The 13,368-nt window shown below is 25.2% G+C and carries 12 protein-coding genes; 5 read left to right on the top strand and 7 right to left on the bottom strand.

Going from position 1 to position 13,368, the window contains the following annotated elements; genetic code table 11:
* On the bottom strand, positions 1-1,851 hold the full coding sequence (gene uvrC, locus ASUIS_RS04995; protein WP_118885973.1) for an excinuclease ABC subunit UvrC: 1,851 nt from the start codon (positions 1,849-1,851) through the stop codon (positions 1-3).
* A 124-nt stretch (positions 1,852-1,975) separates the two neighbouring features.
* Between uvrC and ASUIS_RS05000 the strand changes: the two genes are divergently transcribed.
* Positions 1,976-2,614, top strand: coding sequence for a GNAT family N-acetyltransferase (locus tag ASUIS_RS05000; protein ID WP_118885974.1), 639 nt, complete (start codon positions 1,976-1,978; stop codon positions 2,612-2,614).
* Positions 2,615-2,953: 339 nt separating this feature from the next.
* Positions 2,954-4,045 (top strand): response regulator, encoded by a 1,092-nt coding sequence (locus tag ASUIS_RS05005; protein WP_118885975.1) that lies wholly within the window; start codon positions 2,954-2,956, stop codon positions 4,043-4,045.
* Here the strand turns inward: ASUIS_RS05005 and ASUIS_RS05010 are convergent.
* From ASUIS_RS05010 to ASUIS_RS05020, 3 genes are all read right to left on the bottom strand, one after another.
* Entirely contained in the window at positions 4,039-4,782 is a 744-nt protein-coding gene (locus ASUIS_RS05010; protein ID WP_118885976.1) for a choline/ethanolamine kinase family protein, read from the bottom strand. The genes ASUIS_RS05005 and ASUIS_RS05010 overlap by 7 nt on opposite strands.
* Positions 4,772-5,329: a nicotinamide riboside transporter PnuC gene (gene pnuC / locus ASUIS_RS05015; RefSeq protein WP_235659495.1), complete on the bottom strand. Its 558-nt coding sequence runs from the start codon at positions 5,327-5,329 to the stop codon at positions 4,772-4,774. The genes ASUIS_RS05010 and pnuC overlap by 11 nt, the downstream gene beginning before the upstream one ends.
* Before the next feature lie 67 nt (positions 5,330-5,396).
* Positions 5,397-5,876: a glutathione peroxidase gene (locus tag ASUIS_RS05020; protein ID WP_118887642.1), complete on the bottom strand. Its 480-nt coding sequence runs from the start codon at positions 5,874-5,876 to the stop codon at positions 5,397-5,399.
* 205 nt (positions 5,877-6,081) lie between these two features.
* Between ASUIS_RS05020 and ASUIS_RS05025 the strand changes: the two genes are divergently transcribed.
* Positions 6,082-7,995: a HAMP domain-containing methyl-accepting chemotaxis protein gene (locus ASUIS_RS05025; protein ID WP_118885978.1), complete on the top strand. Its 1,914-nt coding sequence runs from the start codon at positions 6,082-6,084 to the stop codon at positions 7,993-7,995.
* 26 nt (positions 7,996-8,021) lie between these two features.
* Positions 8,022-8,717 (top strand): SapC family protein, encoded by a 696-nt coding sequence (locus tag ASUIS_RS05030; RefSeq protein ID WP_118885979.1) that lies wholly within the window; start codon positions 8,022-8,024, stop codon positions 8,715-8,717.
* A 21-nt stretch (positions 8,718-8,738) separates the two neighbouring features.
* Here the strand turns inward: ASUIS_RS05030 and ASUIS_RS05035 are convergent, their stop codons facing one another.
* Positions 8,739-9,401 (bottom strand): response regulator transcription factor, encoded by a 663-nt coding sequence (locus ASUIS_RS05035; protein WP_118885980.1) that lies wholly within the window; start codon positions 9,399-9,401, stop codon positions 8,739-8,741.
* The gene (locus ASUIS_RS05040; protein WP_118885981.1) at positions 9,398-10,462 is read right to left on the bottom strand and encodes a hybrid sensor histidine kinase/response regulator; all 1,065 of its coding nucleotides are present in this window, start codon (positions 10,460-10,462) and stop codon (positions 9,398-9,400) included. The genes ASUIS_RS05035 and ASUIS_RS05040 overlap by 4 nt, the downstream gene beginning before the upstream one ends.
* Before the next feature lie 86 nt (positions 10,463-10,548).
* Between ASUIS_RS05040 and ASUIS_RS05045 the strand changes: the two genes are divergently transcribed.
* Positions 10,549-12,909, top strand: a complete 2,361-nt coding sequence (locus ASUIS_RS05045; protein ID WP_226799990.1) for an ATP-binding protein — start codon at positions 10,549-10,551, stop codon at positions 12,907-12,909.
* Here the strand turns inward: ASUIS_RS05045 and ASUIS_RS05050 are convergent.
* A complete protein-coding gene (locus ASUIS_RS05050; protein WP_118885983.1) occupies positions 12,902-13,333 on the bottom strand; it encodes an NUDIX domain-containing protein in 432 nt (143 codons plus the stop codon). The genes ASUIS_RS05045 and ASUIS_RS05050 overlap by 8 nt on opposite strands.
* Positions 13,334-13,368 lie beyond the last annotated feature (35 nt).

A 13,368-nucleotide genomic window follows, 5' to 3' on the forward strand; every position in this document is an offset into this window, starting at 1 on the left:
TTAATCCTTTGGGGTAATAAAATAATTTGATATGATAATTGCATCTTTTTCATTTAAAACATTTTTTAATTCTTCAACAGATGCATTTTTGATTTTTTCAAACTCACCAAAATATAAAAGAAGCTTTTTGATTTTTGCTTCTCCTATTCCTTTTATTTGCAGTAACGATATTTGTTTATCTTCTGCTCTTTTTTGTTTTTTATGAAAATTGATTACAAATCTATGGGCTTCATCACGCTGTCTTTGCACAAATTGAAGTCTTTTATCACTTGTTGATAATTTTAGATTTTTAAATTCACCACTTTTTGTTTTGTAGTGAATTATATCTTTTGCTGCACCTTTTGCTCTGTGGGCTTTTGCATCAACTTTCTCTTTTGCAACTGCAATTATATCAAGATTTACTCCAACTGATAACACAATATCATAGGCTAATTTCAAAAGTGTCTCTCCACCATCAATTATCCATAAATCAGGAGCTGGATTTTTTTCAAAACTTTCAACTCTTCTTATTAACATCTCTCTCATTTGAGAATATTCATCTTTTGATTCAAGGTTATAGTGTCTAAAAGCTTTTTTATCAAATGAGTTTAACTCTTCATTCCATACAATCATAGCTCCAACGGTTGCTTGTCCCATCATATGAGAGTTATCGAAGCTTTCGATTCTAAAGGGAAGAGTTTGAAGTGTAAATAAATCTTTTAATTCTTCATAAATATTTGTTTGATTTTTACTTGAATCAATTCGTAAAAGTTCATCACAATTACTTAAAGCAATTTGAACAATATCTTTTTTCTTATCTTTTTTAGGATTTATAATTTTGATTTTTTTATTAAATCTTACTTGTAAAAACTCTTCAAGTTCAGCTGTATCTTCAAGTTCAATTCCTACTAAAATCTCTTTTGGTAAAAGTGGAATTTCATTGTCATAGTAGTTGATAATTGCTCTTTTATAAGCTTCTTCGAAATCAAATTCAAACTCTTCATCAAAATTATCAACCTTTAAAAAATCATGGCTTGAAGAGGCTATTTTCCCATCTCTTATAAACATTCGCACAACTACTGCTTTTTTATTTGAGGCTGTGATTGTAAAAATATCTATATCTTCATTTGTTGTTAAATCTATTCCTGATTTTATTTGAGATTTTTCGATTGTTTTTATTCTATCTCTTATCATCATGGCATCTTCAAATCTAAAATCGTTTGAGTATTGAAGCATTCTTTCATTTAGTTTTGAGATTAGTTTTGTTTTATTGTAGATGTATTCTAGGGCATTTTCTACTATTTTTGTGTATTCTTCTTTTGAAATTTTATTTTCACATGGGGCAAAACATTTTTTTATTTGATGGAACAAACAAGCAGTTTTACCTTTAACACAAGATTTTTTTTGCACCAACGGAACTATTTCATAAATAGAATCAAGCATATCTTTTGCACCACTTGAATATGGTCCAAAGTATTTGATATTTTTGCCCTTATGGATTTTTCTTGTGATTTCAAGTCTTGGGAAATCTTCTCCATAATCAATTACAATATATGGATAGGTTTTATCATCACGAAGTAAAATATTGTATTTTGGTTTTAATTGTTTGATTAAAGAGTTTTCCAAAATCAAAGCATCATGTTCATTTGGAACAACTATCCATTCGCAAGACTCAACTTCACTAATCATTTTGTAAATTCGTGGTCCTAACTTATCAGCAGGTAATAGTTTTGGAGTAAATTTAAAATATGATTTAACTCTATTTTTTAGAACTTTTGCTTTTCCAATATAGAGTAAATGACCGTTTTTATCGAAATATTGATAAACACCAGCATCAAAGGGAAGTTGTTTGAGTTTGTCTTGTAGATTCATCGTGAAATAATACCCGAAAGAGTTTAAAATATTTTAAAATTTATGCTGGTTAGAATATAAACAACAAAATCCCCTTATTTAGATGGAATAAGACTAGAATGAATCCCATATCGAAGGATTTAAAATGAATGTGATAGAACTAAATAGGGATGAATATTTAATCTCCGTGAAAAAAATCGAAGATTTCAAAAGTTTGTCATTTTCTAAAAATGCCTTAGAATGGTGGGATAATTACTACAGTTGGGAAAAATTTCCTCCTTTATGTCTTATAAATACTAAAAACAAACATGTTTGTTATTTGTTTTATAGCATTTCAAAAGATAATGAATATCTAACAATTCACAACCTCTTAACTCCAAATACGCACAGAAGTCATGGTTATGCCTATAAACTTCTGAAATATCTTTTTTCTCATCTTTCAGGACATAAAATAAGAAGATTTAAAATGAATTGTGTTAGTTCATCTTTGGATTTTTATAATAAATTAGGTTTGGAGTATTGGGGAATAAATGATTTATCTCAATATTATTGTGATTTTAAAATGCCAATAAAAGATATTAGTGAAATTCCTCAAATTGTAAAAGATTCAAAACTAAGTGAATTAAGTGATGAAAGAATTCTGCAAATTTTTGAAAAACTTAAAAATAATGGTACAGCTTTGGAAGAAAAAATGATTGATAAATTTGAAGATTCAAAGGAAAAATTAGAAGGTAAATATCATTTTGATTTACTTTGTAAACGATTTGATGAAATAAAAAAATAGTACAAGAATTATACAGTTATCTAAAAATTATTTTATTTTTTATCTGTTTTTCTTGATTTTCTAATTTCTCGATTTTCTATTAAATTTTCTAATTTCTTTTGACTTAAATTATTTAATGAATAATTATGAAATAATATATCAATAATATTAATATACCCTATAAAATAGATATTTTATGAGTTATTAATAAAATAACAAATACAATATAACATTTTAATAATAAGATTATTCTTCTTGTATTTATTTGATTTTTTTATGACTTAAATAATAAAAATATATGCTTATAAGTAGTAATTAAATTATTTTTGTATAAAATTTTACTAGCGTGGGAGGTGTATCATGTCTCAATTACTAAAATGTAGCTTTGACAAAGCTTATCTTGAAAAAGCAAAAATTTTGTATATCGAAAGCGAAGATGTAGCAAGAAATGAAGCTACAGAGATTTTTGCAGTTTTTTTTAAAAAAGTTTTAATTGCAAGGGATTGCAAAGAAGGACTTGATGTTTTTATAGAAAATAGATCAGAAATTGATATTGTTTTACTTGATATAAATATGCCCAATTCAAGAGGACTTGAATTATTAGATGAAATTAGAAAAATTGATTGGAATATTCCAGTTTTAATACTCGCTGTATTTAATGAAGTTGATATTTTATTAAAATCAATAAAATATAACATTACAAACTATATTGTAAAACCTATGCAACTTAATACTACACTAAAAATCATTTCACAATTAATGGAAGTTAAGGAACAAAAAAAAGAATTAGCTAGAAAAGATAATGAATTAAAACAATTTATATCAATTTTAGATTCTTCTAATATTATTTGCGAAATGGATTTAGAATTTAATATCATATCTGCAAATGATGCTTTTTTAATAAATTCAGGTTATGAATTAAATGAAGTAATTGGCAAAAAGATTAGCGATAAAACTATCTTATGTAATCACGAAATGCAAGAGTTAAAAATCAAAGATAGTTTATTACGAGGTAAAACTTGGATAGGACTTAGTAAAAGGGTTTCAAAAGAAGGAACTTATTATTACACTCATTCAACAATACTACCAATTTTTCATAATGATGGAAAAATAAAAAAATTTATAGAATTTGCAACACTAATTTCTAAATATGAAAATGAAATATTAGCACTAAAAAAACATATTTTATTACTCAAAACAGAGAGTTTTAAAGCCCATAAAGAGCTAAAAAAAGAGAATCAACTTTATTTAGAATTATCTGATACTTTACAAAAAGAAAAAGAAAAATCTAAATCATTGAGAAGAGAAATTGATGATGGAGTTGTTAATAGACAAAAGATTCAATTAGAATTATATGAATTGAAAAAAGAAAACAGCAGATTATTAGAAAAATTAGCTATTCAAGAAAAAAGAATTGATGAATTTCAATCAGCTGTATTTAGTGGTCAATAGCATTTAAACCATAAATCACAAAGATTTTTATATATGATCTTAAAGTGGTTTAGTTTTTTTCTATGATATTTTTTATAATTCTTAAAATATGTATTTAACAAGATTTTTTCTTCATTTTTATTCAAAGAAAACTCTATACAAACACAAGCTAAATCAAAAAATCTATCATTTAATCCAGCATATTCCCAATCAATTATTTTAATAGAATTATTTCTAAAAATAATGTTTTTAGGATTTAAATCATGGTGTGTAAGTACCAACTCTTTTTTAAATTTTTTTAGCAAAAATAGGCTTTTAAAAGCGTCTTTTATAAGTTTTTTACTTTTTATATCATCTAAATTTTTATTATAGTTTTGTAAATCTTTTTTAATATCATAAGTTTTTGTTTTTACTTTGATGTTATGAAACTTTTTTATTTTTGAAACTAATTTTATTAGTTCAGAACTTGAAAGTTTAGTTTTATGAATACCATTTTTATATTCATAAATCATAAACTTTTCATTTAAAAAAATAGGTTTTAATGCTATATTTTTTGTATGTGCTTTTTTTTGGATTTGATATTCAAATTTACGGCTTATATTTACGCTTTCATTTGATTTGAAAACTCTTATTACATAAGAATTTTCAGTTGTTGACAGAAGATAACTAATATTATTAAAACCTTGATTTTTCAGCATTTCAAGGCTTAATAACTCTTCTTTAAAAATATTATATTTTTTTAATTCTTCAATAGTCAAAACTTAAGTACTCTTTTTTCCATTGTCTATAAGCGATATAAGCAAGAATTGTATAAATTACAAATAATATAGCAGTTAAATAAAAGCCTTTATTTATATAAATATAAATAGAAACAGTATCAATCACAATCCAATAAAGCCAATTTTCTAATACTTTTTTTGTAAGCATATAAGTAGCAAATACTGCAAATACAGTAGTAAATGTATCTAAATATGCAAAATCAGCACTTGTATAATTTGACATAAAAAAACCTAAAATTAAAGAAGTTATAATTAAACTCCCAATAATTTTTAAATTTTTTATTAAACCATAAGAGTTTATATCTAAATTTTCAAGGTGATTTATTCCATCTCCATATTTCCAAGAATACCAACCATAAACAGCCATTATTAAATAAAAGATATTTAACGCACTATCCATTAAAAGTGAAGCATCAAAAAATAAAATACTATAAATTAGTGTACTAATAAAAGCAGCAACCCAACACCAAAGATTTTGTTTGATTGCTAAAATAAGATATGTAACTGATAAAAAAACTGCCACCATTTCCCAAGAAGTCATATAAGAAATAGCTTCTTGAATGTTGTTTAAAAAAGTTTCTATCTTAAAATCCTTATTTTAAAAGTTTTATAATATCTTTTTCTATTGATTCAGGAGTTGTTGTAGATGCAAATCTATCTATAACATTTCCTTCTTTATCAACCAAAAACTTTGTAAAGTTCCATTTGATATTTTCAGTTCCTAAAATACCTTTTTGACTTGATTTTAAAAATTTATAAATTGGAGCTTCATTTTCTCCATTTACATCAACTTTTGCAAACATATCAAATTTTACATCATAAGTTAAAGAACAAAATTCTTTGATTTTTTCATTTGATTCAGGCTCTTGATTTGCAAATTGATTCGAAGGAAACCCTAAAATCATAAAATCTTCATTTTTGTATTTCTCAAAAAGTTTTTCCAAACCTTCATATTGGCTTGTAAAACCACATTTACTTGCAACATTTACGATTAAAAGAACTTTCCCTTTATATTTTGACATTGATATTTCTTGCCCATCTATTGTTTTTACATTAAAGTCGTAAATACTCATTTGATTTTCCTTTGCGTTTATAAAACTAAAAATTACTAAAACAGAAAGTATCATTTTATTAAACATATTATTCCTTGTCTCTTTTAAATAAGAGTAATTCTATCTTATTATTCTTTAGAATTTACAGTTTAACGAAATGATATTAGATTAATACTATTTATTTGTTATAATTATACAAATAGTTAAAAAATAATCAGGAGTAGAAGTGCTACAAAATCTAAAAACAAAGTCAAAACTGTCATTACTTTCTTTAGTTGCATTAATTGGAATATTAATATTAGGAATATTAGGAACTTTTAAGTTAAAAGAAGTAAATAGTGGTTTAGTAAGAGTTTATAATGATAGAGTTGTTCCACTAGAGCAATTAAAAATTATTGCAGATGAATATGCTGTAAATATTGTTGATACAACTCATCAAACAAGAAATGGAAATTTTCAGTTTGATAAATGTATTTCAAATATAGATAACGCTCAAAATAAAATAAAGACTAATTGGAATAAATATTTATCAACATCTTTAACAAAAGAAGAAGATGTTTTATCAAAAGAAGTTAGTCAACTTATGAAAGTTGGTGATGCTGTTGTTGATAAAATCAAACAAAGTTGTGTAAATAAAGATTTAGAATCAATTACAAAAATAACAATTAATGAACTTTATCCAAAAATTGATCCAATTGGTGAAAAAATCTCAGCTTTAATTTCTTTACAATTAGAAGTAGCAAAAAAAGAAACTTTAATAGCCGAAGATATTTATAATACAAGTAGAAGCATAATAATATTTACTATATTTATTTCTTTTTTGATTATATTTATTTTATCGTATATGATTATTTCGGATATTACTGGAAAATTAAATAGTTTAAAAACAGAATTATTAAACTTTTTTTCTTTTTTAAATAGGGAAACAACAAGTGTAACTCTTTTGGACATTAACTCAAAAGATGAATTTGGAGAAATGGCAAATGTAGTTAATGAAAATATTGTAAAAACTCAAAAATTAATAGAAGATGATAATTTATTGATTGAAGATGCAAAAGTAGTAATGACAAGAGTAAATAATGGATGGTATGGACAATTTATAGAAAAGTCAACTTCAAATGCTTCTTTAGAAGAGTTTAAAAATAATGTAAATGAAATGATAAAAAATACAAGAACTAGATTTATTCACGTAAATGATGTTTTGGATTCTTATTCAAGAAATGATTTTAGAGCAGTTTTAAAAATGGAAAAAAATGATGAAAAAGGTGGAGTTTTTGAAAACCTAGTAAATGGTTTAAATACTCTACAACAAACATTAACTAGCATATTAGTTGAGAATAAATCAAATGGATTAACATTAGATGAAAGCTCAAATATATTACTTGCAAATGTAGATAAGTTAAATATCAGTTCAAATGAAGCAGCTGCATCTTTGGAAGAAACAGCAGCCGCATTAGAAGAGATAACATCAAATATCAGAAACAATACTCAAAATATCCAAAAAATGGCAAGTTACTCAAATAGTGTAACAGCATCGGCAAATGATGGAGAAAAACTGGCAAACCAAACAACAATTGCAATGGATGAAATAAATGTACAAGTTAATCTAATAACAGATGCAATAAGTATTATTGATCAAATAGCATTTCAAACAAATATTCTTTCTTTAAACGCAGCCGTAGAAGCAGCAACAGCAGGAGAAGCAGGAAAAGGATTTGCAGTTGTTGCAGCAGAAGTGCGAAACCTAGCTTCAAGAAGTGCAGAAGCAGCTAAAGAGATAAAATCAATAGTTGAAAATGCTACAAAAAAAGCGAATGATGGAAAAGATATAGCAAATCACATGATAGAAGGATATAAAGAATTAAATCAAAATATTGTTAATACAATAAATCTAATTCAAGATATTGAAATGTCAAGTAAAGAACAATTAACTGGAATTGAACAAATAAATATGGCTGTAACACAATTGGATCAACAAACACAACAAAATGCAAATGTTGCAGCACAAACACATGATGTTGCAGTTTTGACAGATGAAATTGCAAAATTAATAGTAAATGATGCAAATTCTAAAGAATTTGTTGGTAAAGATGAAGTAAAAGCAAAAAACATTAATCTGGATAAAAGTAACAAAAATTGATAATTCAAAAATAAAAAGGGAACAATGTGTACAAAAAATTAGAAGTATTAAACAAAATTCAACACAAAAACAAAGGTGTAGCCGAAGTTACTGATTTTTTATATTCAAAAAATCTAATAAATGCACCAATTGCATTATCAGAGTTTTTTGAGGCTTGTAAAAATTATCCTATATTTTTTGCAAAAGATAAAGATAATAAATGGTTTTCAACGGCTCTTTTAGGATATAAAGAGGGTGAAAATTTATTTGTAGATAAAAAAGGAAAATGGAAAGAGTTACATTATATTCCAGCTTTTCTGAGAAGTTATCCTTTTATTCTTGTAAATCAAGAAAATAAAAAAGAGATGGTAGTTGCAATAGATGCTGAGTATTTAAATGAAAAAGAGTCTTCAAAAAAACTATTTGATGAAAATGGAAACAATAGCGAGTTTTTAAATAAAGCAATAGGTTTTTTAAATCAATATTATGCAGATTCTCTTTCAACAAATGAGTTTATAAAACAGTTAGAAAGCTGGGAATTACTTGAAGAAAAAGTTGTAAATATTTTAAATAGTAAAAATGAAAAATTCACTTTAGGTGGCTTTTATGTTATAAATGAAGAAAAATTAAAACATTTAAGCAAAAAGAAAAAAGATGATATTTGTGCAAAAAATGCTTATTCTTTAATCACAGCTCATCTTATTTCACTTTCAAATATTCAAAAATTGGGAAGTATTAAATAAAAAAATTTAAAAGTAAGTTGGCTATTTTATAAGTTTATAGCCAATTGCTCTTAGGTTTAAAATCATTCCGTTTTTTAGTTTTTTCTTTAGTTTATGAACAATTGTTCTCATGCTTACCGCTTCCATTTCTTTACTATCCCAAACATATTCGTGAATCATTTCATTTGTAACTGTGTTATTTATATTTTTTACAAGTAGGCTTAAAAGTAGTTTTTCTTTACTAGTAAGTTCTATTTCATTATTTGATTTAAACAAAGTTTGCTCAAGTAAATTAAAAGAAAAGTCATACCCTAAATCTACTATAAAATAACTATTTTCATCTTTTTTTATATGGCTTAAATGATATTGGATTCGTAAAAACAACTCTTCAAAATCAAAAGGTTTTTTAATATAATCATTACAACCTAAAGTGTAAGATTTTTTGATATTTTCAATATCAATTTCAGCACTTATCATAATAATTGGAACAGTTAAATCATCTTTTCTAATAAACTCTAAAACCTTGTGTCCATCAAATCCCAAAACATTTAAATCCAAAATATATAAATCATATTTACTATTTAAAATCACATCAACAGCTTTGTAACCATCACTAAAACTATCCACAAAAAAACCTCTATTTTGTAAAGAGAGTTTTATGATTTTATTTAAAGCAAAATCATCTTCAAGTAAAAATATTTTCATAGATTTTCTCCTTTGATAATGAGATTTTTAGGGAAGATATAAGAAAAAGTTGTTTGATTATTTAAAGAGTTAACTTCTATTTTTATCTCATATTTATCACAAATCTCTTTTACAATACTAAGTCCTAATCCAAACCCGATATTTTTATCTTTTTGTTGATAATAGGCATTAAAAATTACTTTTGTATCAGCAATCTCTATTCCTTCATTTTTTATTTCAAGTTTATAAATATCTTCTTTAGAGTCCAAAATAATATCTATATTTGAATCTTCAAAAGAGTATTTTATAGCGTTTGATAAAGTGTTATCAATAACTCTTTCTAACTCATAAGAATCCATTAAAATATCGAACTCTTCATGAATATCTAAACTTATATCAATATTTTTTACATTTGCCATCTCATCAAAAAAAGCTAATCTTGAAGATAAAAATCTTACTAAATTTATATTTGATATTTCAGAAACTCTTTTCTCTTTTTTACTTAAGTAATACAAATCATTGTATATTGAAGATAGAGATTTTGTTGAAGCTTTCATAGTTTCAAACTGCTCTTTATAACCTAAAATTGACTCTAAATTATCAATATTTAGATTTATTATACTTAGTGGTGTGTTCATTTCATGGATGATTTTTTTTAGGAAAAAGTCTTGTTGCTCCAAAAGATTTGAGATAGTTTTTTTACTTTCAAAAATATTTAGTTGGGTTTTTATTCGTGCAAGAACTTCCTCTTTTTCAAAAGGTTTAGTAATATAATCAACTCCTCCTTCTTCAAAAGCTTTTATTTTACTTTGTACATCATCTAAAGCACTTATAAAAATAATTGGAATATCTTTTAAATTTTCTTCATTTTTAAGAAGTTTACAAACTTCAAATCCATCTAGATTTGGCATTTTTATATCCAAAAGAATCAAATTTGGTGGATTTACTTTTGAAGAGTTTATGGCAAATATTGGATCAGTTGAAGCTCGAACCAAATAATTTTCTTCTTTTAAAAGAGTATTTAAGTAGTGTAAATTCTCAGTTTTATCATCTATTATTAGTATTGTGTATTTTTTATCCATATAGTTATTCTTTTTACATATTGTAGTTTGTTAAGATTATAGATAAAAATTAATTAGGATTTAGTTTGAAATTAAAGAAATTATTTATGTTGCTGTTTATTTTAAATACAGTTTCCTTTATTTGTGTGGCAGTTGTCATAAATAAATATCAAAAAGCTACCATAAAACTTGAAGATGCATACAATATGCAATATAAATCTTTGATTCTAGCAGATGAGTTAAGACAAAGTAGTGATGATTTAACAAGAATGGCACGAACTTATGTAATAACTGGAAACTCTATGTTTGAAGAACAATATAAAACAGTTTTAGCCATACGAAATGGAGAACTTCCAAGACCCAAAAGATATAATGGAATTTTTTGGGATTTTTTGACTTTGGAAGGAATAAAACCTTTACTTGATGGTGATAAAATACCACTTCGAGAATTGATGAAAAATGCAAATTTCCCAGAATCAGAGTTAAATTTACTTTTTATTTCTCAAAATGAATCTGATGATTTAACAAATCTTGAACATAAAGCCATGAATGCAATAAAAGGAATTTTTCAAGATAAAAAAGGAAATTACATAATCAAGGGCAAACCTGATTTTGTTTTAGCTAGAGAATTAATGCATTCATCACAATATCATCTTGCAAAAATCAGAATCATGGAACCACTTGATAGGTTTTATAAAGCCTTTGAAAATAGAACAAAACAAAAAGTTGAAGAGGCAAAAAAGAGTGTAAATGAACAAGAATTTAATGTAAATGCAATAGTAATTCTTTCAATAATTTTGTTTTTAATGTCATTTTTTATCATTTTATTTAGAATCATTTATCCTATGGATTTATTAAGAATCGTGATGTTAAAACTCTCAACAAATGAAATAAATGTGGAAATAGAAAAAAATGAGTTCGATGATGAAATGGGAGATATGATAGGAGCTGTTGAGATTTTCAAAGAAAATACCGAAAAATTAGTTACAAGTGAACATCAACTAAAACTTGCTATGGAAGATGCAAAAAATGCAAACCAAGCAAAATCTATTTTTTTAGCAAGAATGAGCCATGAATTAAGAACTCCATTAAATGCAATTTTAGGTTTTGCAAATATTCTAAAAAAATCTATGAATGCTACTATTCAAGAAAAAGAGAATCTAAATATCATCAAAAAAAGTGGTGAACATCTACTAAATATCATAAATGAGATTTTAGAACTTTCAAAAATTGAAGCTGGAAAAATAGAAATAAATCCAAAAAACTTTGATTTTTTTGAATTGATAAAGGAAATAGAAGATACTTTTGCCTTTAGATGTGAAGCAAAAAATTTAAAATTTGTTATAAGTCTTTCCTCTTCTTTGCCAAATTTTATAAAAGCTGATGAGCAAAGACTTAGACAAATTCTTATAAATTTGTTAGGGAATTCTTTGAAGTTTACAAATGAAGGAGAGATTTCTTTATATATTTATACTTTAAATAATAAGCTATTTTTCGAGGTAAAAGATACTGGAATTGGAATTGATATAAAAAATCAAGAAAAAATTTTCAAACCATTTGAGCAAGTAAAACTTGACAATTACACCCAACAAGGAACAGGTTTAGGTTTAGCAATCACAAAAGAATTAATTACTTTGATGGGTGGAACGATTTATGTTAAAAGCCAAATAAACAAAGGAAGTGAGTTTTATTTTAGTATAAATTATGAAAAAGCAAATATTGATGAATTAACTTTAAAATCACAAACTAAAGAGATAAAAGGAATAAAAAATTTTCAAGATGAAAAAACAATTTTAGTAGTTGATGATATAAAAGAAAATAGGGATTTAATAGTACAACTTTTAGGGTTTTATGGCTTTAAAACACTTGAAGCAAATAGTGGATTAATGGCACTTGAGGTTTTTGAAAAACAAGATGAAAATCAAAAAATAGATTTGATTTTTATGGATATTTTGATGGAAGAACTTGATGGTTTACAAACTATGCAGATTATAAGGAAAAAACAGAAGAACTCAAATATTCCAATCATTGCTTTATCTGCAAATGTTTTTGAAGAGGACAAAAAACAAGCAATAAAATCTGGTGCAAATGACTTTTTACCAAAACCAGTTGAAGAAAAAGATATTTTATTAATGCTAAAAAAATATCTAAATATAGAGTTTGAATATGAAGAAAAAGAAGAAAAAATTGATATATCACAAGAGTTGAAAAATCTTTCAAAAGAGTTTTTAGAAAAACTAAATGAACAAGTTTTATTGATGAATAATGAAGAAATTTTATCTTTGATAAAAGAGTATAAATTATCACTTGAATTACAAAATCATATAAAAAATTTAATAAATGAGTTTAAATATCAAGAATTGATGGATTTATTAAAAAATATTTCAGACTTAACTTTTAGAGCAGAACAAACAATCGCAGCTGGTGGAACAAGAACTATTTTAAAAACTTTTGGGTTTTTTAAATAGTTCTTATTGATAAATTATCTTTTTCTATAAAATCCAAAATAATTTGTTTATGGTCAAAAACCAACTTTTCAAGTGGAAGTTCATCCAGTTTATAAACATAAACCTCTTTTGCATCATCTTGAGCAATAGGTTTTCCATAAGCTTTGCAAACATAAACCACAGAAGCTGTGTGAAATCTCTCATCTCTTTTTGGGTCTGAATAAACTCCAAGAAGTGACTCAATTGAAACATCTAATGAAGTCTCTTCTTTCATCTCACGAATAACTGCATTTTCAACAGTTTCACCAATATCTACAAATCCGCCAGGAATTGCTACTCCAAGAGGTCTGTTTAATCGTTCAATTAAAACTATTCCTTGAAAATTTTCTTTTTCATCATATAGTTTTATTATTCCATCAACTGCTAAAAATGGTGTTTTTATCATAGTTTTCTTTCTTATTAATATCATTATTTTAATAA

It is taken from the genome of Arcobacter suis CECT 7833 (assembly GCF_003544815.1).
GTDB classification, from domain to species: Bacteria; Campylobacterota; Campylobacteria; order Campylobacterales; family Arcobacteraceae; genus Aliarcobacter; species Aliarcobacter suis.

What these genes read in the sequence shown, in the direction of transcription:
- uvrC (WP_118885973.1), bottom strand. Translation starts at nt 1,851, where the DNA reads ATGAATCTACAAGACAAACTCAAACAACTTCCCTTTGATGCTGGTGTT.
- pnuC (WP_235659495.1), bottom strand. Translation starts at nt 5,329, where the DNA reads ATGGTGGCAGTTTTTTTATCAGTTACATATCTTATTTTAGCAATCAAA.
- ASUIS_RS05000 (WP_118885974.1), top strand. Translation starts at nt 1,976, where the DNA reads ATGAATGTGATAGAACTAAATAGGGATGAATATTTAATCTCCGTGAAA.
- ASUIS_RS05035 (WP_118885980.1), bottom strand. Translation starts at nt 9,401, where the DNA reads ATGAAAATATTTTTACTTGAAGATGATTTTGCTTTAAATAAAATCATA.
- ASUIS_RS05005 (WP_118885975.1), top strand. Translation starts at nt 2,954, where the DNA reads ATGTCTCAATTACTAAAATGTAGCTTTGACAAAGCTTATCTTGAAAAA.
- ASUIS_RS05050 (WP_118885983.1), bottom strand. Translation starts at nt 13,333, where the DNA reads ATGATAAAAACACCATTTTTAGCAGTTGATGGAATAATAAAACTATAT.
- ASUIS_RS05040 (WP_118885981.1), bottom strand. Translation starts at nt 10,462, where the DNA reads ATGGATAAAAAATACACAATACTAATAATAGATGATAAAACTGAGAAT.
- ASUIS_RS05020 (WP_118887642.1), bottom strand. Translation starts at nt 5,876, where the DNA reads ATGAGTATTTACGACTTTAATGTAAAAACAATAGATGGGCAAGAAATA.
- ASUIS_RS05045 (WP_226799990.1), top strand. Translation starts at nt 10,549, where the DNA reads ATGTTGCTGTTTATTTTAAATACAGTTTCCTTTATTTGTGTGGCAGTT.